This window comes from Bifidobacterium panos (assembly GCF_012932445.1).
Taxonomy (GTDB): domain Bacteria; phylum Actinomycetota; class Actinomycetes; order Actinomycetales; family Bifidobacteriaceae; genus Bifidobacterium; species Bifidobacterium panos.
Genome location: NZ_JAAIIJ010000020.1, coordinates 20,940 through 43,227, shown reverse-complemented (window position 1 = coordinate 43,227; position 22,288 = coordinate 20,940). Strand labels below are relative to the sequence as shown.

Genomic DNA, 22,288 nt, shown 5'->3' with positions numbered 1-22,288 from the left:
GGTTTCATCTCCTCACCCGTTGGGGAAGTTGGTCAATGGCACGCGCCATTCCCAGCGCGGTTTTGTATGGGTCGGCGGCATCCACGAGAGGATCCAGCAGCTGCAACACATTAAGCACCGCGAACAGGGAATCGGTGCGCACGGCCTGGCCTGCTTCGACGTTGCGCACAGTGTTGACGCTGACGCCGGCTCGTTGCGCGACATCGGCAATCGTGAGGTTCAGCAATTTGCGCTGCGTCTGGGCGCAAGAGCCCAACGTGCGCAGCCCGCGACGCACCGCGGTCGGAACATATTTCATGCCATCACCTCACATATTTCGTCTGATTTTAATAAATATCAACATAGTGATAGTTATCTCAGATAAAGATTATCATACATATATTTAAATAGAGCTAACCCACGAATTACATAAAGTCTAACCAACGATTTACATAAGTCCTAACCCATGATTTACATAAGGTCTAACCCATGATTTGCATAAAAGCTAACCCACGAATTGCATAGATGTTTGGCGCATACGAAAACCGCCGCCTCCGCAGGGATGCGGAAAGCGGCGGTTTGGTTATCTTAGACCAGCGTTAGTTCAGCGACAAGCTCACTGCACCTGGGCGCGGGCGATCTTGCCGGTGAAGGAGTTGGCCTCGTCGGCGTCCTTCACGCCATCCTTGTTCCAGGAGAACATGGCGCGCAGCTTCGGGCCGACGGTCTCGATGCGCTCGTGGGAGTACTTCTCCTGCAGCTCCTTGAAGTGCGGGGCGCCGGCGTCCTGATCGTCGATGAATTCCTTGGCGAAGGAGCCGTCCTGGATGCGCTGCAGGTGATATTCCATGCGCTTGCGGCAATCCTCGTTGATGACGGTGTTGGTGTAATCGCCATACTGCGCGGTGTCGGAGCAAGACCAACGAGCCTTGTTCAGGCCGCCCTCGTTCATCAGGTCGACGAGCATCTTCAGCTCGTGGCACACCTCGAAGTAGGCGATCTCCGGCTGGTAGCCGGCGTCGGTCAGCACCTCGAAGCCCATCTCGACGAGCTTGTTCACGCCGCCCATGAGCACGTTCTGCTCACCGAACAGATCCGTCTCGGTCTCTTCCTTGAAGGTGGTCTTGATGGCGCCGGCGCGCAGAGCGCCCAGAGCCTTGGCGTAGGCCAGGGTGATGTCCCAGCCGTCACCGCGCGGATCCTGCTCGACGGCGACAACCACCGGCACGCCACGGCCGGCCGCGTATTCACGGCGCACGATGTGGCCCGGGCCCTTCGGCGCAACCATGAAGACCGGGTGATCTTCGCTCGGCTTGATGTAGCCGTAGTGAATGTTGAAGCCGTGGGCGAAGGCGACAGCCGCGCCCGGCTTGATGTTGGGCTCGATGTCGTTGGCCCAGATGGTGCGCTGGTACTGATCGGGGGCGAGGATCATGATGATGTCGGCTTCGGCGGAAGCTTCCGGCACGGACTTGACCTCAAGGCCCTGCTCCTTGGCGAACTCAACCGACTTGGAAGTCGGGCGCAAGCCCACCACCACGTCGACGCCGGAATCACGCAGGTTCAGCGCATGCGCGTGACCCTGCGAGCCGTAACCGATGATCGCAACCTTCTTGCCTTCGAGCACGGAAAGATCGCCGTCGTTTTCATACCAGATTTGTGCAGCCATTCGTTGGCACTCCTTTAATTTATATTTCACAGGCGGGCATGGCTTGGAGCCGTCCCGGGTATCCACGTTTGTTGCGCAGATGCGCTGTCGTTTGTCCTTGTGAGGGATTTTGTCCCTCGAAACCGAGAACCATCCTACCGGCACCGCTACCCGGGCCGCGCGCACGTCCACAACGTGAGCCAATCACGCTGCCGTCGGCGTCTCACTCGCCAAATTGACGAGGTTGAACTATTTGCACAAAAGCAAGGCGGCGATCGCGGTGCAGACGATGGCGGCTGGGAACAGGGCGATATAACCCAACGACGAAATGAACGCAATCACGACGACGGCACCCAGCACAGCCCCCAATGCCAGACCGAGCGGCTTGGCGAGCGCATAGAAGCCAAAATCCCGGCCTGCGGTGTGCGAATCAGGCAGGGCCTCAACCGCCAGCGGTTGCACCAGCACGTCATACAATCCCAATGCGAAACCGGCCACCAGCGAGAAGATCATCAAGCTTTTTTCGCCGCCGATGAGCACAATCGCCATGCCTGCCAGCAGGCCGAGAATATACAACACGCAGGTCAGGGCCGCCGCAATACGCAAGTTGCGCGAGCCGAGGCCCTTCAGGAACTTGTCTGCGATCGCACCGGCGCAAGCCGAGGCGAGTGCGGCACCAGCAAACGAGGCGATGGATAGCAGCATGATCAGCGTGCCTGAAGGCAGGGTGAGCGGCGCGGACGTGAGCTGGGGCTCGTCACCATATACGGCGAAACGCACGATGTACCACAGGAAAACGCCGGTGAGCGAGACAGCCGCCATCATGAACAGGCGGGATGCGAACAGGCGCAGGAACGGACGCGCCTTGTCGCCGCGAGGCCCGCGCAATACGGCATATTCCTCGTTCCAATCGATGCGCGAATGCCGCTGCTCAACACTGGAGGGTTCACGCGGCCACACCAGCACCGTCGCCACACCGGAAACGGCGAACAGCACGGCGGCGCACGCGAATGGGGTGGACGCGCCAAACGCGATGGACATGCCGCCAATCACACCGCCGGACACCTGACCGACCAGCACACCCATGGCATGCCAGCGCTCCACCGTGTCGCGGAACTTGTCGGGCACACGCTCGGCGATGGCTGCGACGAGCGGCGCGGAGACCATCGCATAAGCGAATTGCAGCACCACCCAAAGCACAGCCAGCACCACGATATTGTTCAGCGAGCCCAAAACCAGCGTGACCAGCGCGGCGAGCACACCGCCCGCGACCAGCCACGGCGTGCGGCGGCCGATGGCGAGGGATGTGTGGTCTGACCATGCGGCGACGAACGGCATGAACATCATCGAAGCGATTGCGCCAAGTGCAATGATGGCCGCCAGTGGCACAACCAGTACACAGCCGGCGTTCTTGGCAAGAATCGCGAACGCTGTGTCCAAGCCGCAAGCCCGCGCCACCTGATTGGGGATGCCCACCAGATTGAGCATCACCCATGGCGCGGTGGTGAGCGTGGCCGCCGCGGCGAATCCCCACTTCAACCGTGTCACGTCGAGACTCGAGGGGCGCTGACCGTCGGCGGAGACCATCGGGTCGCGCATGTCGAGAAACGACGAGGAATAGTCGGGCACGGCGGCATCGACCGCGGCGGCAGCCACGGGCACCGCCCCATCGGCGGTCAAGCGGGCGGCCTGCGCTCCGGGCTGTTCGCTGGAAGCCTCGGGCGGCAAACGACGATCCTCGATGGCCAGACGAGCCACGGCGGCCTTGTCTTCCGGACTCAGCGCCTTTTCGTAGTCGGGGCGGTCGTCGATGCCCGGACGGATATATGGTTCCAGCATGGCCTCTCCTCTTCGCTCGCGCACAGTTCGCGTGGGTTTTCGCGCAACCGCCGGGTGCATCACTCACCGCACGCTACGGACGGCTTGTTTTCATGCACCTAAGCTTACGGCGAGGGGCGTATCGAACACGGTGTGTCTCGCCGCGATTCCAACGTCGCTATTTCTTATCGGCAGCGCCTGTCCGGAGAACAATGCGACGAGCATAAACAGGAATCTTTCAGTTTTCGCCAAGGCGCATACCAGCAAGAAGCAAGAGAACGCGCACGAAACTCGACGTAGTGTTTTAGTGTTGGAAATATCCGTTTGAACAAAAGCAGAGGACTGGAGAAGCAGCGAATGTTCGTTCTCACCAACGCTTGGCGCGCCATCGCGCGGCACCGGGCGTATTCCATACTGACCGTGCTGGTGGCGCTTGTCGTTTCGTTCGGAGCCATCGTCTCGCTGGCGATACTGCATGAAAACGACGACGCGCACGGAGCCGACTACCAGGCGCAGCAGCCCACCGCCGTCATTCGACCGACCGCCGAACTGCAGTCGAGCCTGAAGGGCGACGACGCGGAAGGCACCACCTCGCACTATCTGACAATCAACGACTACAGTTCATTGGCAACCGCGGCGCAGAACGCGAATATCTCGTTCGAATACACGCTCATCGAAACGCTGCCGGTGCGTCAGAGCGACTCGATCACGGCGATTGCCGGCACGGAGGACAAGAGCGCGGACGAAACCGGCGGCGAGCTGCTGTTGCGCAGCTTCTATGACGAAGAAGCCGTCAAGTCAAACGATCTGGGAACGTTCAAGATCGTCACGGGCAAAGACCTCGAATACTCCGACACCTCGTTCACCGGCGCGCTGATTTCCAAGACGCTGGCCGACAAGAACAATCTGAAGGTCGGTTCCAAGTTCAGCGTGGGCGACCCGACTGACGCCTCGAAAACCTACGAGTACACCGTGCAGGGCATCTACGAATACACGGACGGGGCCAGCCAGCAGACTGCCAAGCTCGCCAAGGAAAACCGCGACAATGTGATCTACACGGCGTATGCCACCACATACACCTACGAACTCGACAAGCAGGAAAGCGCAAAGGGCACGTGGTCGGCGCCGCAACTGGACGTGGTGTTCCAGCTATCCAGCCCCTCCGATTACGAGCAGTTCGTCACGCTTGCGAAGAAAGCCGGGCTGCCTGACGGCTACGAGATTTCTTCGCCGTCGCTGAAGGCCTATGAACAGTCGATCGCGCCGCTGGGACGTGTGGCTTCCACGGTGCGCGTGGCGATGTGGGTGTTGCTGGCAGTCGGCGGATTGGCGTTGCTGGCGCTCACTATGGGGCGCACGTGGCTGGTGCGCGGCGAGGAGATTGGCATGGGTTTGATTACCGGCGTGAGCAAGCCGCGTCTTGGCTGGCAGTTCATGCTGGAGACGTTCATGCTGACGATTGTGCCGGCGGCTATTGGTTTGCTGGCAGGCGGTTTGAGCGCCGGGGCCATTGGTTCGAAGCTGGCTGAAGGCCACGCCACGCCCGTCACGTCGGGTGTTGTCTGGAACACGATTTGGGGCGCGTTGGGCGCGATTGCGGTGCTTGCGATTGTGGCGATGCTGCGCCCGGCGACGTTCCGCGTGCATAACCTGTTCAAGCCGACCGCATTCACGACACAGGAGGAAGCATGAGCGAGAAGGACGACAAGGATTTGAAAGACAACGACGTGAAGGATTTGACGGACGAGTTGACGGACGGCGCCGAGGAAGCTACGCACGCCGAAAGTGTCGAGAACGGCGAGAACGGCGATGCCGAGCATGATGCCACGCCGCAGTCGGTGTCGTTCGACATCGTGTTCGACGATGAGGAGCCGGACGAGCACAGCGACAACGGCAGTGACGCAGCCGATAATGACGGCAGCGACGCAGCCAGCGATTTCTTCTCCGCTCCGCTCATGGGCGACGAGAGCGACGACACCGACAGCACGGACGATACTGACGACGACACCGCGGTCCCCGAGGAGACCAGCGCCTCGGCCACCGCGGCCAACGCACGTCGCGTCAACGAAACCATTGCCTTGGGCGGCGATGCGCTGAAGAGGAAAGCCACCGTCGATCCGAACGAGGGCAAGCCCGCCGCTTCGGTTGCGGACGCGCGATTGGACGCTCAGGTGAGCGACCAGGTGCTGCTCAAGTCGTATCCCACGTTCTCGCTCAACCACGTCACCACGACGGATCACAAGTCCGGCCGTCATGTGCTGGACGACACGTCGATGGCGTTCTATGCGGGTTCGCTGTATGCGGTGAAAGTGCTTGACGACGAAGAAGATGCCGAGCAGCGCGCCACGCTGATGGCCGTGCTCACCGGCTTCCAACCGCCGGCTTCGGGCGCGGTAATGACGAAGAGCTCGAATATCACCGAGCTGGAAGTGGGGGATTTGCGCGGACATCGGCTGGGTGTGGTGACGCAGCGTTACGCGGTGCGCACCGACCTCGACGCCGAAACCAATGTGCTGTATGCGATGAACGGCTCAGGGCGCACGTTCCTCAAGCCCAAGCCGGTGATCGCGCGCGAACTGTTGAACCGCGTGGGCTTCGGCGAGGCGACGAAGGGCAGCAAGGTGGGCGATTTGCCGTTGCTGGAACAGCGTCGCGTGGCCATCGCGCGCGCGTTGTCTTGCGAGGCGGAGACGCTGATTCTCGACGAGCCGACCAAGGGGCTTGGCGAGGAAGACGCCGCCACGCTGCTCAAGCTGCTCGAGTCAATCGCGCATGGCCGCAATCCCAAGCGCGCGGTGATCATCGTCACCAGCAGCGACGAGGTTGCCTCGGCCGCCGAACAGACTTACGAGCTGTAAGGTGCAGTAAACCCGCTCAGGCGAGCAGAGCGCCTATTGCAGGGCGAAGGCCTTGCGGATGAGGAGCATCTGCAGCCAGGCGGTGCCGCCGGCGCCGAAGACGATATACAGCATCGGCGCCCAGACAATCGCCCCGGGAATGGTGGCGAGCAGGGCAATGGGCGCGACATCGAGTGCGAACACGACGAAAGCCACCAACGGCTTCATCACAGCCAGTCGCGCCGATTGCCTGATCTGCGCGACGACGCCGAGCTCGCTGCGCCCGCTCAGCGGCAGCACGAACGCCAGCACCATGCCAACCAGCACGATCACGGCCACGGTGATGCCGTAGACCACCGACACCGCGTCGCCCGACTGTCGAGACAGATACCACAGGTCGAAAACGGCCAAGCCCCACACGCACGCAAGAATCAGCGTCAGCAGCAGCACGGTGCCGACCCGCCGCTTGAATGCGGCCCAAAACCCGCGAAAAATGCCGTTGTCTCGCCCCTCCTGCATTGTTCGCGCCACCTCACAGGCCGCCGCGCTTGACGCCCCGATGGTGACCAGCGGAATCGAGCAGACGAACCACGCCACGGACAGCATGGCGAGGTCGCCGACGACGCTCATCACCTCGTTGTAGGGATTATCTGCGCGGAAAAATCGTGAGGCCATGGGTGCTCCTTACAATATGTGAAGTTATGTGAAGTTATCTGCGGTATGCGTCTTTTGCCGATTGCTTGCCAATTATCCGCCAATCGTCCCTACTGGTACAGCCAGTTGATGAACTCGCGGGCCGTGTCGGTCTGCTGCGTGTCGGCCGCGATGCCGATCAGTGCGTCGGAATCATCCGAGGCAAAGGCGCTCCAACCCTTCGCTTCGTTCAGTTTCAGACCGTATGGTTTGGATGCGCCCTTGCCGTCGCCCGAAGCGCCCGGGTCGTCACTTTCCGCATCGCTGAACCCGTTGAATGAGACCATCGAGCTGGCAAGTTCGGACTGCTGGGTTTCGCTCAGCGAAGATTTCAGATCAGTCAGATAGCCGTATCCCGCCAACTGCTGGAACATGGCACGCGGGGCGATGATCACGTCGATCTGTTTGGCGGAGAGCATGGTTTGCAACTTGGACAGGCCATCTTTACTGGTGTCGAAATAGCTGTCGATGGTGACGTCCTGCCCGAGTTTGTCGGCGAAGTGCTGCTGCATGGTTTGCGCCTCGGAGGTGTCGATGGCGCCGTCGAGCACCGCCGCATAGAGTTTCGGCCTGTTGTCCGGCGTGACGAAACGCACCACGAGAAAGGCGACGAGCGCGATGATCGCGAGCGCTGCGACGAGCGGCACGAGGAAATGCTCGCGGAAATATGCCGGTTTGGCTTTCAGTGGCAGTTGGCGGAAAACAGCGAGCTTGGATTCATGCGCGTGTTCGGGGGCGTTGGAGAGCGTTTCGACGGCTTTGCGCTGTTCGTCGGTCAGCTTCATTGCGGCCATGTGCCACCTCGTTCGTTTCGCCCACGCTGGCGTGCCGGCGCGCCGGCGCTTGCCCAGGATTGATGTGTCGCGCCCGAAGCCGACACGCGCGGAGCCGACACGACCGCCACTTGTTCCACTTAACCGCTTAATATATACTGCTGTCAATAAAAAGTCAACAATACTTGCAGTGATGCAGAACACCTTGTGACCATAATAATGACCATAAGGGATGACCGTGAAGGAGACGACGATGTTCGATCAGGGAACACATCTGACGCTGCGCCGCGACGGCGTGTGCGTGGTGCTCAAAACACCAGCCGACGGTATGCCCGAAGTGGAGTATTGGGGGCGTGATTTCGGGGCGGCCGGCGACGAAAACACGCTCGGCCAGCTCGACGCCATGACGTTGAAGGTCGCCACGCCCAAGGAGAAGCCCGACGCGGCGTTGCGCCCCTCTCTGCTGCCGCAGGGAGCCGAAGCGTTCGCCGGGCGGCCGGGGCTCGAGGCGCATCGTGGGGGCGCGCCGGTGTTCGTGCGTTGGACGAAGGTTGATGTGGCCGCTTCAGATGAGGGCGGTGAGACGACTTCCGTTACCATCAACGCCCAAGACGATGTGAACGACGTCGCCCTCGAACTGACGCTCGCACTGCAGCCGGGCGGTCTGATCACCACCGTCCACAAAGTCACCAATACACGCGCGAACGGCGATCCGCTGACGGTCAACTGGCTCGAATCCACGCTGCCCATGCCCAAGCTGGTCGACACACTCACGCAATTCACCGGCCGCTGGCCGCTGGAAAAGCAGCCGCACAGCGCCGCGCTGCCTGTCGGCTCCGTCACCCGCGAATGCCGCCACGGCAAAACCGGCCACGAAAGCCCGTGGATGTTCATCGCCTCCAAGGGCGAGCCGCAGTGGGGCGAAGGCGAAATATGGGCCTGCCACCTCGCATGGAGCGGCAACCAGACCTATCGTCTCGACAACCTGCCCTCCCATGAGCCGCTGATCGGCGCGGGCGAACTGCTCGGGCCGGGCGAAATCCAGCTCAACGCCGGCAGCAGCTATATCACGCCGCAAGTCTGCTTCTCTTACTCCCCCGCCGGTCTGGACGGCATGGCCGCGCGTTTCCACGATTGGCTGCGCTCCTTGCCTGCGCATGTGAACCCCGCAGCCAAGCCACGCCCGTTCACGCTGAACACTTGGGAGGCCGTGTATTTCGACCACAACGAAGCCACGCTCAAGAAGCTGGCCGACCGCGCCGCCGAAGTCGGCGTGGAGCGTTTCGTGCTGGACGACGGCTGGTTCCATCTGCGCCGCGACGACACCAAGGGCCTGGGCGATTGGGTGGTTGACGGCGAAGTGTGGCCCAACGGCCTCGACTCCCTGGCCAAGCATGTGCACGATCTCGGCATGGAGTTCGGCTTGTGGTTCGAGCCGGAGATGGTCAATCTCGACTCCGATTGCGCACGCGAGCACCCCGATTGGATTCTCGCCGCCCCCGAAGCCGTGCCCTATCGCGAGGATGTCTCCTACCGCACACAATACGTGCTTGATCTGGCCAACCCGAACGCCTACGCGCATGTGCACGACCAGATGGCCGCGCTGGTGGGCCAGTTGGGCATCGATTACATCAAGTGGGATCACAACCGTGACGTCACCGAACCGGTGCATGACGGCCGTTATGGCCTGCACGAGCAGACATTGGCGTGCTATCGCCTCTTCGACGAACTCAAGGCCGAATTCCCCTCCCTCGAAATCGAAAGCTGCTCCTCGGGCGGCGCGCGCACCGATGCGGGCATCTTGCAGCACGCCGACCGCATCTGGGCCTCCGATTCCAACGACCCGCGCGACCGCGTGGACATCCAGCGATACACCGAACTGGTGGTGCCGCCCGAAATGATCGGCGCGCATGTGGGGCCCTCGCCCGCCCACTCCACTTGGCGCGCCACCGATGTGAGCTATCGCGCCGCGATCTCGCTGGAGGGCTGCTCCGGTTTCGAGTGGAATATTCTGGAATGCTGCGACGAGGAGCTGCATTCGCTGAAGGCATTCGTTGCGCTGTATAAGGAGCTGCGCGGATTGCTGCACACCGGCCGTGTGCTGCATGCCGATTTCATCGACCCGGCGTGGCGCGCGCGTGGCGTGGCTTCTCACGACGGCGCGCATGCCGTGTGGGTGGTGGCCACCGTCACCAATCTGCGTGACAAACTCCCCGAGCGTCTGCGCGTGCGCGGCCTCGATGCCTCGCGCACGTATCGCGTTCGTCTGCGCGACGAGGTGGGCGAGGTGCGCTGGGGCTGGGAGACGCCGCAGTGGATTGGCGCCGCGCGCGACGGCGGGTTCGAGGTGAGCGGATTGCTGCTGGAGAACGTCGGTTTGCAGTTGCCGCCGCTGTGGCCCATGCAGGCCGTGGTGCTTGAGTTCGAGGCCGTCTGACGACCACACACTCAGGATGATAAGGTGGGCATGAACCCTCCCCGTCGTTCTCGATTTCACGAAACGTAACTATCGTGCAAACCCGGTTATTTAAGAAAGGACTGTTGGAATATGAGCATCGATAATCCGAAATACCAGTTGGGAAGCGCCGAAAACAAGGCGTTCCTCGATGCCGCGCGAGACAATCTGCTGAACTTCGGCACGCACTTCCCCTCCCCGGACGGCAGCTCCTACTGGCTGGGCGACGACGGCACCCCGTGGAAGGATCGCAACCGCGCCACCTGGATCACCTGCCGTATGACCCACGTCTACAGCCTCGGTGCATTCGTCGGTTTCCCGGGCGCTCAGGAGCTTGTGGACGCGGGGCTGAAGGGCTTGACCGGCGCGCTGCATGACGACGCGAATGACGGCTGGTATCCCGAAATCACCCCGTCAGGCGACTTCGCGCCAACCAAGCAGTGCTACGCGCACGCCTTCGTGCTGCTCGCCTCCTCCTCGGCCACGCTGCTTGGGCGTCCGGGTGCCGCCGAACTGCTGAAGCATGCGCAGGAAGTATTCCTCGACAAGTTCTGGGACGACGAAACCGGCCTGTCCGTGGACACCTGGAACACCGAGTTCACCGAGCTTGACCCATATCGCGGCCTGAACGCTAATATGCACTCGGTCGAGGCGTTCCTTGCCGTGGCCGATGTGACGGGCGAAGAGGTTTGGCGCGAACGCGCCGGACGCATCATCGACCATGTGATCGGCTGGGCGCGCGGTAACAACTGGCGCATTCCCGAGCACTTCCACTCCGATTGGTCGCTTGACCTCGAATGCAACCGCGAGAAGCCGGACGACCAGTTCAAGCCCTACGGTGCCACCCCGGGTCACGGCATCGAATGGGCACGTCTGATCACCCAGTGGACGCTGAGCACCCACCGTGACGACAAGGCGGCAGCCGCGCCGTATATCGAAGCCGCCGAGCAGCTGTTCAACCGCGCCGTGGAAGACGCCTGGAACGCGGATGGCGCACCCGGCCTGGTCTACACCACCGATTGGGACGGCAAGCCCGTCGTGCATGACCGCATGCACTGGACGCTCGCCGAAGGCATCAACACCGCCGCCACGCTGGCGAAGGTGACTGGCAAGGCCGAATACGCCAAGTGGTATGCCACTTTCCTCGACTACGCGGACAGCACGGTGATGGATCACGTCAACGGATCGTGGTTCCACCAACTCGACCGCACCAACCAGCCAATCGGCACCGTGTGGCCGGGCAAGTCCGACCTTTATCACGCCACCCAAGCCATGATGATCCCACTGCGCGAGGCGAGCCTATCCATCGCCGTAGCCGCCAAACAGCAAGGCTAAGTAATCGAGCCAACCGTGATATGGCGCTAATCCGCTCAGTATCACGGGTTCCTTGACGAATATATGAAATGTGGCGCCGAGAACCGCTCGGCGCCACATTTCATATTCGGCTCACAACGTGCGCTCAGTCTATGCGAGCCGGCAACAACGCCTTGCCGCCTGTCGCATTCACGACCTGATCGCACAATCCAAGACGCGCGGTGAAGTCCCGTCCGTCGCTGCTGGTGACTTCAATGCCCTCGGCGGTCGCCCGGGCGCTGAACGTCACAGTGGAGCCATCGATTTCACTGACTGTCGCTTCGGCGCAATCCTGCTGGTCGAGGAATACGGAGACGAGCGCGTCCTTGCCGTATTCGTAGTCCGGCGTTTCGGCGCCGGGCTTGGTGACCAGCACACTGCCGTCACGCACCCACAGCGGGATGGTGTCGAAGCCGTGGCGCTCGGAACGCCACAAGCCGTGCTCGCTGCGCACCGTTTCGCCGGTGAACCAGTTCGTCCATGTGCCGGCGGGCAAATAGTATTCGACATCGCCGGAATAGGTGAACACCGGAGCCACCAAGAGCGAGGGACCGAACATGTACTGCCTGTCGAGCGTGCGGCAAGTCGGATCGTCGGGGAACTCCACGAACATCGATCGCATGACCGGCGTGCCGTTCAGGTGCGGCTGCAAGCCGACCTGATACAGGTAAGGCATGAGCGACAGCTTGAGCTTGGTGAAAGTACGGGCCACATCAACCGCACTCTGCCCGGGGGCGTTGACCACGCCGTTCTTGGCGTCCTCCTCGTCGAACAGCCACGGCACGCGGTACACGGTGGAGCCATGCATGCGCGAATGCGAGCCAAGCAGACCAAAAGCGACCCAGCGCTTGTAGACGGCCGGATCGGGATACGCGCCCTCGAAGCCGCCGATGTCGTGGCTCCAGAAGCCGAAACCGGAGCTGGTAATCGACAGCCCGGCACGCAGCGTCTGGGCCATGCCGTTGAAGGTGGATTCACAATCGCCGCCCCAGTGCACCGGCTGCTGCTGGCCGCCGACCGTCGCGGAGCGGGCGAACAGGCAGGCCTTGCCCTTGCCGTATGTCTCCTCGATGGCCTCGAACACCGCCTGATTGTACAGCTGGGTGTACCAGTTGTGCATCGACAGCTTCGGGGAGCCGTCGTACCAGACCACATCGCGCGGAATGCGCTCACCAAAGTCGGTTTTGATGGCGTCCACGCCCTGGTTCAGCAGCGCCTTGACTTTGTCTTTGAACCATTCGCGGGCTTGCGGATTGGTGAAGTCCACCAATCCCATGCCAGCCTGCCAGAAGTCGGTCTGCCAGATTTCGCCACTGGCTTTCCGAACCAGATAGCCGTTCTCCTTGCCTTCCTTGAACATGGTGCCGCGCTGGCCGATGTACGGATTGATCCATGCGCAGATATGCAGCCCCTTGTCTTCGTGCAGACGCTTGAGTGTGGATTCGATGTCGCCGAAGAAGCGCTTGTCCCACTCGAAGTCCGTCCAGTGGAACTCGCGCATCCAATAGCAGTCGTAGTGGAAGGCGCTCAGCGGAATGTCACGCTCGGCCATGCCGTCGATGAAGGAGTTGATGGTCTGCTCGTCATACTTGGTGGTGAACGAGGTGGTCAGCCACAGGCCGTAGCTCCATGCCGGAACGTTGGCGGGACGACCCACCAGCGCCGTATACCGGTCGAGAATCTGCTTGGGGGTCGGCCCGTAGATCACGCAGAAGTCGATGGTCTCCCCCGGCACCGAGAACTGCACGGCCTCGGTGTTTTCGGAGCCCACCTCGAAGGAAACATGCCCGCGATTGTTCACCAGCACGCCGTAGCCGTTGGATGTCATATAGAACGGAATGTCCTTATAGCCCTGCTCGGAGGCGGTGCCGCCGTCCTCGTTCCAGATGTCGATGGTCTGGCCGTTCTTCACGTACGCGCCGAAACGTTCGCCGAAACCATATACGTTCTCGCCCACGCCAAGATGCAGCTGGATGCCGGTGAATACGTCGGATTCGTCATACGCGGAGCCGTCCATCGTCACGCCGAATTCGCCAACCGGCTGCGCGGTGACATTCGACAGCCTGTTCAGCGTGAAACGACCGAGCGACTTGCCGGACGATTCGGTGAGCACCTTGCCGTCCTTGCCGGTGAACGTCAGATTCCAAGGCGAGCCTTTGACCACTTTCGCCGTCAGCTCACCGGAGGTCAGCGAGACGCTGGCTCCGTTGCTCCCGACCTCGCCGTCGCCATTGCCGTCGGCGGAAGTGCGCACATAATCACGCCCGCCCGCCTGATCGGCGTTGAGAGGAAAGCCCGGATGCTCGGTGGCGCCCTGCCAATGGCCGGCGGTCACGCGGATCACGCCTTCCGCCGGAGAGGTGACGTCGATGTTGAACGTCGGCAGGTTCAGGGTGTCGTAACGCCCGCGGACCACACTGGTCGGTGCGAGCACGTTGAGGCTTTCCCCGTCTTCGCTGACGCCAAGCTCGTACGCCTCGCGCGCATACAGCGCATCGACTCCGTCGCGAGTCATCCAGTAACCGTTGGTGAACTTCATTGTTATTGCTCCTAATCAGATAGGATTCCCGGCTTCGAAAGCAAGCAAAAGATGGGAATTCTCCGAAGCCGGGATATAGGTGGTTGGGATTATGGTGTTGGGCTCACCGCTACTTGACCGCACCGGCGGTGATGCCGCGGGACAGCGTGCGCTGGAAGATCAGATAGAAGATGAGCGTCGGCACGATGCTGATGAGCGATGCGGCGGCGGTTGTCGTCACATCCATCAAGCGGTCGCCTGTCAGCGAGCTGACCGCGATCGGGATGGTCTGCGTCGAGTTGTCGACCAGGAACGCCATCGGGATCATGTATTCGTTCCACGTCCAGATGAAGAAGAAGACGAGCATGACGCTCAGCGTCGGCTTGGAAATCGGGAATACGATCTTGCGGAAGATGGTCCAGCGGCTTGCGCCGTCGATGGTTGCGGCCTCCAATATGGATTTCGGGAATGTGCCGTAGACCGACGACAGCAGGTAGGTGCCGAATGCGCTTTGGATGACCGTGAAGATAATCACGATTGCCCACGGCGAATTGTACAGACCGATCTTCTTGAACATGATGTACAGCGGGTACAGCATGGCCTCCTGCGGGAGCATGTTGGCCAACATGATGAGCAGCACGATCCAGCGACGCCCCTTGACGCGGCCGATGCCGAGCGCGAAGGCGTTGAACATCGAAAGCACCACTGCGAGCACCGCCACCAGGCCGGAAGTCCAGATGCTGTTCCACAGCTTTTCGGGATAGTTGACACGGTTCCAGAACTTCACCAGGCCGTCGGCGCTGAAGGACTGCGGCCAAGACAGCGGGCCCGACGAATTGTAATCGGCTGTGGTCTTGAACGCGTTAAGCAACAGCACGATGAACGGGAAGAGCATGACCAGACCGCCCACGATAAGCAGGGCGAGAATCACCCAGTCTCCGGCGGTGCGGTTCTTCTTGGCGTGCACGGGAATCTTGGTTGTAGAAGTCATGTTCTCACTCCTCATCTTCCTTCGCGACCTTCTCCTGAAGGTTCGTGAAAACAACGGCCACAATGATGATGACGACGGTCAGCGCCGTTGCGATCGCCGCGCCATAGCCAACCTGCTGGGATTGGAAGAACTGCACGTAGGAGTAGTACGACGGCACGATGGTGCTGGTGCCGGGGCCGCCCTTGGTCAGCATGTAGACCGGGCCGAACACTTTCAGCGCGGCGATGGTGCAGGTCAGGGCCACCACGAAAATCTCCGGCTTGATGGCCGGCAGGGTGATGGCGAGGAAGCGCTGCCACCAGTTGGCGCCGTCGAGGCTTGCGGCCTCATAGAGCTCCGGATCGACGCGCTGCAGGCCGGACATGAAGATGACCAGCGGGTAGCCGACCTGAATCCAGATCATGATGAGCATCAGGAAGATCAGCGCGGTGTCCGGTTTACCGAGCCAGTCATGCTGCAACGATCCCAGCCCAATGGCCTTGAGCAGTGCATTCAGCGCGCCGTTTTCCGGGCGGAAGATCCAGCCCATGACCAGGGAAGCGACCGCGATCGGCAGCAGCTGCGGGAAGTAGTAGATGGCACGCATGGTGGAGGCGGCTTTCGGCCCGAACTTTTTCTGCACCACGTCGAATACCAGGGAGGAGAGAATCAGGCCGAGCAGAATCGGAATCACCACCATGGCGATGATCATCCAAATCGAGTTGCGGAACGACACCCAGAACGTGGTGTCCTTCATCAGTCTCGCCCAATTGGTCAGGCCCGCGAATTTCGGCGGTTTGATGCCTCGGTAGTTGGTGAAGCTGAGGTAGATGTTCCAAACGGCCGGCACGATGATGATCCACAGGAGCATCAGGAAGCCCGGAATCAGATAGAGCCAGAAACGGCTGGACGGGTTGCCCGGAATGCGGGACATGCCCTTTTCTCGCGCGGTCGGCTGTTGGCCGTGCGATTGCTTGTTCTTTGCGTTCATAACGGTAATCACTTCCCATGATTCGCACCGCGATTACGCTTCGGACAACTGCGTCCGACAGGGTAGTGCGGCTGGGGCGGAGCGGGTGTTCGCTGTCCGTTCACCGCCCGGAAAAGGATAAAGAAGAAGAATGTGCCGCCGCTTTCTCAACGGCGGCACATGGTTGTCATCGGCTATCGGGAATCGGTCGCGGGTCAGGACTTGACGCCAGCGGCTTCAACGCCCTTGTCGTAGTTGCTCTTCATCTGATTGAGCACACCCTTGACATCGGTGGTGCCGTTGACGAGCTCCTGCAGCGAGGAATTCAGCTCGTCATAGAACGTGGATGTCGGCCAATCCGGGTAGAAACCGAGGGCGTTCTTCTTGAGCACGCCGTTGAACGAGGTGATGAGTTCCTTGGTCTTTTCGTCGGTGATCTTGTCCGGATCGGCGGCGATCGGCAGACCGCCGGAGTTGCCCATGAGGTTCTGCACCTCATCGCTCAGGGTGATGTCGATGAACTGCGCGGCCAAGTCCTTCTTCTTGGAGTTCTCGGGAATCACCCAAATGTTGCCAGAGGAGCCGACGACCTTATCGGTGTCCGGGAAGGTGGCGAAGGTCCAGTTGGCATTCGTCATGTCGCTCTGGAAGCGTCCGAACCACCAGGTGCCGGAGAAGAACATCGGATAGGTGCCGTTCATGAAGCCCTGGCCGGCGTCCTCGGCCTTGGTGCCGGTGCAGTCCTTGGAAATGTAACCTTTATCGACCCAGTCCTTGATGGTCTGGGTGGCGTAGGTGGTCGCCTCGCCCTGCCAATCGACGTCGCCGTCGTACATCTCATAGGCCTTGACGAAGCTGTCGGACGCCTTGGACAGAACCAGCTGCCACCACAGGTGCTGCAGCGGGTATTCCGCAACGCCTTCGGAAAGCGGGGTCACGCCATTGTCCACGAACTTCTGCATGGCGTCCTTGAGCCCGTCGAGGGTTGTCGGGATTTCGATGCCGTATTTGTCGAACATGTCCTTGTTGTAGTACATCACGATGTCTTCACCGTAGTTCGTGATGCCATACCAGTCGCCGGATCCCATGACGCCCTTTTCGTCGTACTTGCCGGTGTCGGCCAGCGTGCCGCTGACCTTCTCATCCCAGTTGTACTTGCTGACGTAATCGTTGAGGTTGGAGAGCAGTCCCTGGCTGGCCAGCAGGCCTGCCGTCGCGTTGCCCTTGTTGTATTCCATGACATCCGGCGCCTCATCGGAGTTGAGGATCTGCGCCGCGTTCTGACGAATCTGCTCGAAGGACTTCTTTTCGAATTCGACCTTCACGCCGGTTTTCTCTTCGAAGAGTTCCATGGCCTTGGCCCAGGCCTTGCCTTGGGCGCCATTGTCCTCTTCGTAATGCCAAATCTTGATGGTTGTCGGATTCTCCTCCTGCGCTGTGTCGCCGCTTCCGCAGCCTGCCAGCCCAAGCGTTCCAAACATGGTTGCCGCTGCCAAACCGGCGGCAACGAACTTACGGGTAAACTTCATCGTTTCTCCTTTCAGCACCTTTACTGAGGTGAGTTTCAACATACGTCTAAACTCATGCTCACTAAATTAAGCTAAAGAATTTCGACTATTATTTCAACTTATTTCGATAGATTTCGACAAATTGCTTCAGTGATCTACTTTTGTTAGGGTTCACAAAGCCTCGATCAACCATTTCTTTACCCGTACGTTGCGCAACATGAGACGCCATATCACGACAGGCGGCATTCACCCATCGTCCCGCGGGCCAAATATTGTGCAGGCAACAATTCAACAGCACCGACATCGTTTCGCCGGCCTTCAAGGATTTCCATCATCACGTCCACCGCATGGGCACACACGGCATTCGGTTCCATTGGCATCTCATCGACGGCTTGCGACAACTGTTGCAATCCCTGCGTGCAGGCAGCCATCACGGAAATATCACGCGGCACCACCAGTCCACGCTCATTCAAAGCAACAAGCAGATTGTTCACATGTGTGGCGTTGGTCTGGCATATGATCGTCGTAATCAGGGGATCCTGAGCAAACGCGGCAGACAACAACAGCTTCACATCCGCCATACCAAAGCCTGTGGAAGGCATGAACGTCACCTTCATATTCAAATCAGAACCACGCTTGATGGCGGCATCACGAAAACGAATCAGATAATTCGACCCATCCTCATAGGCGAATCCATTACTGCCGATAATCAACACATGATTGTGCCCCAATGTCGCGGCCTTCTCTATCGCTTCACGCCCCATCCTCTCAAAGTCGAGATCCACAGAATATACAGCCTCGGTATTCGACGGATAACCGACGGACACCACCGGAACCTCCAACATAGATGCCACTTCGGCACGAGAATCGTTCATCAACACATCCAACAGCAGAATGCCGTCAACCATGCCGCTTTGGACAACGCGAACCAGCTCCCGATCACCATACTCGTGCATCAGCAGCAGGATATCGTAGCCATATCTCTTAGCTCTTGCGGCGATCGCAAAGAAAAAAGCCGCATAATTCGAATAATCCGTATATTCATGCACCGGCGAACTCAATGCAAGAACCTTCGTACAGTTCACCTTCGAAGCCTGGGCCTGATTTTTGGACCGATACCCCAATTCATTGGCGGCCTGCATGACCTTACGGCGAGTCTCCTCCTTAATGGAACGCTTGCCGCTCATCACATACGAGACCGTGCTGATCGAAACCCCGGCGCGGGCCGCCACGTCCTTGATTCCCACAAGCGCTCCTTACAGAACAATGCCGACTATTACCAACATAATAGGAACGGCCATGTAGAGGAGTTTGTTGGGCCGGAGCCGATTCCCCATCGGCGATGATGTGAGGAAGCTGACATGTGCTTAATGTCACAGTGGCGCAATTTGGGTTGATATCGGTTGTTGCGAGGGGCAGAAAACGGCTTTATTCTGCGGTTTTCGCGGAGGTGCGCGAGTTGGCGACACCGAAAAATCGGGGGGTAAATGGCGGGCGATAGCCCCGTATAATACCTCGAAACACACCCTTTACGGCGCAAAGCCCAAGGCTTCGCGCGGCCAATATAAACCGACAAATAGAAAGGTGAATGACATGTCGTTGGGAGGCGGAAGGTTCAGTGACGAGGAAGTGCGATTGTTGCGCGGGCTGTCCGCGGTCGCCAATGCGACCCGCGTGCGCATCACCTATTCCGACTCGTTCAGGAAGCTGTGCATGCGGCGTTACCTCGCGGGAGAATCGCCGGTCAAGATTTTCCGCGAGGCCGGACTTGACCCGGAGCTGATCGGCTACAAACGCATCGAGCGCAGTGTGGCGCGTTGGAAGAAGATGGACACGATCACCCGCGCGGCGGAGGAGCGGCGTCAGGCCATCAAGCGACGCCATGAACGCGCGATCGGCGCGGCATTGCGCATCGTCGGCCAGCCGGAAATCGGCTGAAATCGTCGGCGCCGCAATCGTGATCGACGCGGCGCCGATACTCACAATATGAGACGCGATGGGCTCTGCGGCGGCACAAGAACGTTGGAATTGCGCCATTTGGTTGTCTCATACAACAAAAATCCCCAAAAATCAAGACTGTTTTTCTTCTCTGTTCCGCTTTATCGTTGGGTGCGGTGCATGTATCGCACTTGCAATATATCGCACTTGCAATACTTGAAGGAAAAGAGGAATCCGAGCATGCTGTGTTGCGCGGCGAGACCATCACGGAGCAATGCTGTGACTGCACCCCGCCACCTCACACATATTCTTGGCCGCGGTGCCGCCATGGCCGTGGCTATGTTGCTGACATTGCTCGCTTGCGCCGCGCCCACGGCCCTCGCCGCCGACGCAAAAACGAACTTCGACAGTTGGGCAGCGGCCGCGCAGAACATCGAGCAACAGCTGGCGCAGGGGCAAAGCGACTACCAGTCCGGCAAATACTACGAAGCGGCCACCGACTTCCAGAACGCGCGTTGGATCGGCTATGACGCCTCCAACTTCTCCAAAGCAGCCAGCGACACCATCGGTGCGGACGCCCAACAGTCACTGCTCAAGCAGTTCACCGACCTCGAAAACCTCGCCTACACGCAAGGCAACACCGACGCCGTCAACACCGGGGTTGAAACCCTGAGTGCGCAACTGGGCGAGACGGCCGTCACGCTGGATGCCAATCCCGACCTCGCCAACCCCAAGGATTACGCCGCCGCACTCGCCGAGCAGACGCAAGCGGAACGCAAGCAGCTCGACGCCGCGAAGAAAAACTCGTCCACAGGCAAAGGCGAACGCACGTGGGCGGACGTGGCCTCCGAGATGAACGCCATCCTCGACAAGGCCTATCAAGCGGCGGTTTCAGGCAAGGGCGAGCAGGGTTCGAGCCTGGTCAACAACGCCTATTACCAGTACTACGAAAAGCTCGGCTTCGAGAAGAACGTGATGAACGCGATCTCAGGCGACCGCGTTTCGCAAGTCGAATACCAGTTCAAAATGACGCGCAAAGCCATGCGCGACGGCGCGTCGAGTGCCGAAATCAAAGAGCTCGTCGACCAACTCAAAAGCTGGCTCAGCGAGGACGCCGCCACGCTGGACGGCGGCGCGGCCAGCAGCGTGAACGGTTTCACCAAGTTCATCACCAGCGCCGTCGGCCAGGCGTTTCTGATTCTCATCCGCGAAGGGCTCGAGGCACTTCTGGTGGTGGCCGCGGTGATCGCCTATCTCGTCAAGTCCGGCAACCGGCGCTTCACCAAGTGGATTTATCTCGGCGTGCTCGCCGGACTGGCGGCTTCCGGACTGATCGCCGTGCTGTTCACGGTGTTCTTCGGCGGCTCCGGGCCGATTCAGGAGATTTCTGAGGGCGTGTGCGCGCTGATCGCCATGGGCATGCTCTTGTGGACGAGCAACTGGATGCTGAACAAGTCCTCAGTCGAAGCGTGGAACCGCTATATTCGAGGCAAAACCAAGGCGGCGGTGGCCAGCGCGGCCAACAAAGTCGAGGCGGGCGAGAAGGTGAGCCTCGGCATGGTGGTTTCGCTCGCCATGCTGAGTTTCCTCGCCGTGTTCCGCGAAGGCGCCGAAACCGTGATCTTCTACGAGTCCATCTATTCGATGAGCCAGGACGCGCGCGGCATGTGGATCGGCGGCGGCGCGGCGGCTGTGGTGCTGCTCATCATCTTCTTCGTGCTGCGCTTCACCTCGGTGAAGATTCCCATCGGCCCGTTCTTCCTCGTCACCTCGATTCTGATGGCCGTGTTGGTCGTCATTTTCGCGGGCGGCGGCATCCACGCGCTGATCGAAGGCGACCTCATCGAGGGCACCTATGTGAACGGCGTGCCCACCAACGATTGGATCGGCCTGTACCCCTACGCCGAAACTGTCGGCGCGCAATGCGTGGCGGGCGCGGCGGTAATCGCGCTGTTCGTCGTCGGATTGGTCAGGAAAAAGCGACATCAAGCTTTGGGGGAACAGGACTTGTAAGCCACCCCCAGTCACGCAACTGCGTGGCAGCTCCCGCCAGCGGGGGTTAAGAGTCTAAGAGTATGGCTCACTACAGAAAGAGAAATAATGAAGAATAAGAAGATCGCCGCACTGCTCGGCATGCTGCTGGTCGGCTCCATGGCTTTCACGCTGTCCGCTTGCGGCAACAGCAACAACAGCAACAGCTCGTCCAGCGATACGAGCGGCTCCTCGTCCTCCGAGTCCAGCGACAGCAAGAAGTCGGCCGGTTTCGAGGAGATTCAGGTCGACGAGGCACACTCCGATCAGGAGGTCGGCCCGCTGACCGTCAACGCCGTCTATTTCCAGCCCATTGATATGGAACCTTCGGGCATGGGTTTGAAGGCCGCGGACGCCAGCTTCCATCTCGAAGCCGATATCTCGGCCAACGAGAAGGGCACCGAGCTGGGCTACGGCAAGGGCGATTTCGTGCCGGACTTGACGGTCGATTACGAAATCATCGACAAGTCGAGCAATGAGTCCGTCGCTTCGGGTGTGTTCATGCAGATGCTCGCCTCCGACGGCCCGCATTACGGTGCCAACATCAAGCTTGACAAGGCCGGTGCCTATAAGCTGGGGCTCAAGATCGAATCCCCCGAAAAGAAGGGCTGGATGCTGCACGTCGACCCGGAAACCGGCGTCACGGGCCGCTTTTGGACCGAGCCGCTGGAGGTCACATTCCCGGATTGGAACTACACTCCCCAGGAGTGGTGATTGATCGCGCGGCTCCCACTGACGGATGGTTCAGCGGGAGCCGCGCTAAGGACATTATTAGGGGCATAACGACGAAAGGTGCG

General features: G+C 60.2%; 16 protein-coding genes and 1 pseudogene. 7 read left to right on the top strand and 10 right to left on the bottom strand.

The window, feature by feature from the left end:
• Positions 1 to 4: 4 nt before the first annotated feature.
• From G1C94_RS05400 to G1C94_RS05390, 3 genes are all read right to left on the bottom strand, one after another.
• The gene (locus G1C94_RS05400; RefSeq protein WP_172145789.1) at positions 5 to 298 is read right to left on the bottom strand and encodes a helix-turn-helix domain-containing protein; all 294 of its coding nucleotides are present in this window, start codon (positions 296 to 298) and stop codon (positions 5 to 7) included.
• A gap of 297 nt (positions 299 to 595) precedes the next feature.
• Positions 596 to 1,648, bottom strand: a complete 1,053-nt coding sequence (ilvC, locus tag G1C94_RS05395) for a ketol-acid reductoisomerase (protein WP_172145787.1) — start codon at positions 1,646 to 1,648, stop codon at positions 596 to 598.
• 228 nt (positions 1,649 to 1,876) lie between these two features.
• Complete coding sequence (locus G1C94_RS05390) at positions 1,877 to 3,466, bottom strand: MFS transporter (protein WP_172145771.1); 1,590 nt, start codon at positions 3,464 to 3,466, stop codon at positions 1,877 to 1,879.
• A 336-nt stretch (positions 3,467 to 3,802) separates the two neighbouring features.
• On the opposite strand from G1C94_RS05390, the gene G1C94_RS05385 reads away from it, so the two are divergent.
• Both G1C94_RS05385 and G1C94_RS05380 read left to right on the top strand, forming a co-directional pair.
• A complete protein-coding gene (locus tag G1C94_RS05385; RefSeq protein ID WP_172145768.1) occupies positions 3,803 to 5,137 on the top strand; it encodes an FtsX-like permease family protein in 1,335 nt (444 codons plus the stop codon).
• Entirely contained in the window at positions 5,134 to 6,303 is a 1,170-nt protein-coding gene (locus G1C94_RS05380; protein ID WP_172145765.1) for an ATP-binding cassette domain-containing protein, read from the top strand. The genes G1C94_RS05385 and G1C94_RS05380 overlap by 4 nt, the downstream gene beginning before the upstream one ends.
• A gap of 33 nt (positions 6,304 to 6,336) precedes the next feature.
• Here the strand turns inward: G1C94_RS05380 and G1C94_RS05375 are convergent, their stop codons facing one another.
• Both G1C94_RS05375 and G1C94_RS05370 read right to left on the bottom strand, forming a co-directional pair.
• Entirely contained in the window at positions 6,337 to 6,957 is a 621-nt protein-coding gene (locus G1C94_RS05375; RefSeq protein WP_172145744.1) for a YesL family protein, read from the bottom strand.
• 89 nt (positions 6,958 to 7,046) lie between these two features.
• A complete protein-coding gene (locus tag G1C94_RS05370) occupies positions 7,047 to 7,769 on the bottom strand; it encodes a hypothetical protein (RefSeq protein ID WP_172145741.1) in 723 nt (240 codons plus the stop codon).
• Between the two features lie 211 nt (positions 7,770 to 7,980).
• Between G1C94_RS05370 and G1C94_RS05365 the strand changes: the two genes are divergently transcribed.
• Together G1C94_RS05365 and G1C94_RS05360 are read left to right on the top strand one after the other, a co-directional pair.
• Positions 7,981 to 10,185 (top strand): alpha-galactosidase, encoded by a 2,205-nt coding sequence (locus tag G1C94_RS05365; protein WP_253902327.1) that lies wholly within the window; start codon positions 7,981 to 7,983, stop codon positions 10,183 to 10,185.
• Positions 10,186 to 10,296: 111 nt separating this feature from the next.
• Positions 10,297 to 11,538, top strand: a complete 1,242-nt coding sequence (locus G1C94_RS05360) for an AGE family epimerase/isomerase (RefSeq protein WP_172145738.1) — start codon at positions 10,297 to 10,299, stop codon at positions 11,536 to 11,538.
• Positions 11,539 to 11,662: 124 nt separating this feature from the next.
• On the opposite strand, the gene yicI is transcribed toward G1C94_RS05360, so the two are convergent.
• The 5 genes from yicI to G1C94_RS05335 form a co-directional block, all read right to left on the bottom strand.
• Entirely contained in the window at positions 11,663 to 14,095 is a 2,433-nt protein-coding gene (yicI, locus tag G1C94_RS05355) for an alpha-xylosidase (protein ID WP_172145735.1), read from the bottom strand.
• Between the two features lie 109 nt (positions 14,096 to 14,204).
• Complete coding sequence (locus tag G1C94_RS05350) at positions 14,205 to 15,065, bottom strand: carbohydrate ABC transporter permease (RefSeq protein ID WP_172145732.1); 861 nt, start codon at positions 15,063 to 15,065, stop codon at positions 14,205 to 14,207.
• A 4-nt stretch (positions 15,066 to 15,069) separates the two neighbouring features.
• Positions 15,070 to 16,035 carry a carbohydrate ABC transporter permease gene (locus G1C94_RS05345; RefSeq protein WP_172145729.1) on the bottom strand — a complete coding sequence of 322 codons (966 nt, stop codon included), beginning with the start codon at positions 16,033 to 16,035 and terminating at the stop codon, positions 15,070 to 15,072.
• A 194-nt stretch (positions 16,036 to 16,229) separates the two neighbouring features.
• Positions 16,230 to 17,543 carry an ABC transporter substrate-binding protein gene (locus G1C94_RS05340; RefSeq protein WP_172145726.1) on the bottom strand — a complete coding sequence of 438 codons (1,314 nt, stop codon included), beginning with the start codon at positions 17,541 to 17,543 and terminating at the stop codon, positions 16,230 to 16,232.
• A gap of 209 nt (positions 17,544 to 17,752) precedes the next feature.
• A complete protein-coding gene (locus tag G1C94_RS05335) occupies positions 17,753 to 18,769 on the bottom strand; it encodes a LacI family DNA-binding transcriptional regulator (protein WP_172145722.1) in 1,017 nt (338 codons plus the stop codon).
• 346 nt (positions 18,770 to 19,115) lie between these two features.
• Here G1C94_RS05335 and G1C94_RS05330 point away from each other — a divergent pair.
• The 3 genes and pseudogenes from G1C94_RS05330 to G1C94_RS05320 all read left to right on the top strand — a co-directional run.
• Positions 19,116 to 19,346 (top strand): annotated as a pseudogene (locus tag G1C94_RS05330) (HTH domain-containing protein); the annotation flags it as partial.
• 354 nt (positions 19,347 to 19,700) lie between these two features.
• On the top strand, positions 19,701 to 21,473 hold the full coding sequence (locus G1C94_RS05325; RefSeq protein ID WP_172145719.1) for an FTR1 family iron permease: 1,773 nt from the start codon (positions 19,701 to 19,703) through the stop codon (positions 21,471 to 21,473).
• Positions 21,474 to 21,560: 87 nt separating this feature from the next.
• Positions 21,561 to 22,205: an iron transporter gene (locus G1C94_RS05320; protein ID WP_172145716.1), complete on the top strand. Its 645-nt coding sequence runs from the start codon at positions 21,561 to 21,563 to the stop codon at positions 22,203 to 22,205.
• The last annotated feature ends 83 nt before the right edge of the window (positions 22,206 to 22,288 follow it).

Bases quoted from the DNA above. Each gene is read 5' to 3' on its own strand.
- G1C94_RS05400 (WP_172145789.1), bottom strand. From the start codon at position 298: ATGAAATATGTTCCGACCGCGGTGCGTCGCGGGCTGCGCACGTTGGGC.
- ilvC (WP_172145787.1), bottom strand. From the start codon at position 1,648: ATGGCTGCACAAATCTGGTATGAAAACGACGGCGATCTTTCCGTGCTC.
- G1C94_RS05390 (WP_172145771.1), bottom strand. From the start codon at position 3,466: ATGCTGGAACCATATATCCGTCCGGGCATCGACGACCGCCCCGACTAC.
- G1C94_RS05385 (WP_172145768.1), top strand. From the start codon at position 3,803: ATGTTCGTTCTCACCAACGCTTGGCGCGCCATCGCGCGGCACCGGGCG.
- G1C94_RS05380 (WP_172145765.1), top strand. From the start codon at position 5,134: ATGAGCGAGAAGGACGACAAGGATTTGAAAGACAACGACGTGAAGGAT.
- G1C94_RS05375 (WP_172145744.1), bottom strand. From the start codon at position 6,957: ATGGCCTCACGATTTTTCCGCGCAGATAATCCCTACAACGAGGTGATG.
- G1C94_RS05370 (WP_172145741.1), bottom strand. From the start codon at position 7,769: ATGGCCGCAATGAAGCTGACCGACGAACAGCGCAAAGCCGTCGAAACG.
- G1C94_RS05365 (WP_253902327.1), top strand. From the start codon at position 7,981: ATGACCGTGAAGGAGACGACGATGTTCGATCAGGGAACACATCTGACG.
- G1C94_RS05360 (WP_172145738.1), top strand. From the start codon at position 10,297: ATGAGCATCGATAATCCGAAATACCAGTTGGGAAGCGCCGAAAACAAG.
- yicI (WP_172145735.1), bottom strand. From the start codon at position 14,095: ATGAAGTTCACCAACGGTTACTGGATGACTCGCGACGGAGTCGATGCG.
- G1C94_RS05350 (WP_172145732.1), bottom strand. From the start codon at position 15,065: ATGACTTCTACAACCAAGATTCCCGTGCACGCCAAGAAGAACCGCACC.
- G1C94_RS05345 (WP_172145729.1), bottom strand. From the start codon at position 16,035: ATGAACGCAAAGAACAAGCAATCGCACGGCCAACAGCCGACCGCGCGA.
- G1C94_RS05340 (WP_172145726.1), bottom strand. From the start codon at position 17,543: ATGAAGTTTACCCGTAAGTTCGTTGCCGCCGGTTTGGCAGCGGCAACC.
- G1C94_RS05325 (WP_172145719.1), top strand. From the start codon at position 19,701: ATGCTGTGTTGCGCGGCGAGACCATCACGGAGCAATGCTGTGACTGCA.
- G1C94_RS05320 (WP_172145716.1), top strand. From the start codon at position 21,561: ATGAAGAATAAGAAGATCGCCGCACTGCTCGGCATGCTGCTGGTCGGC.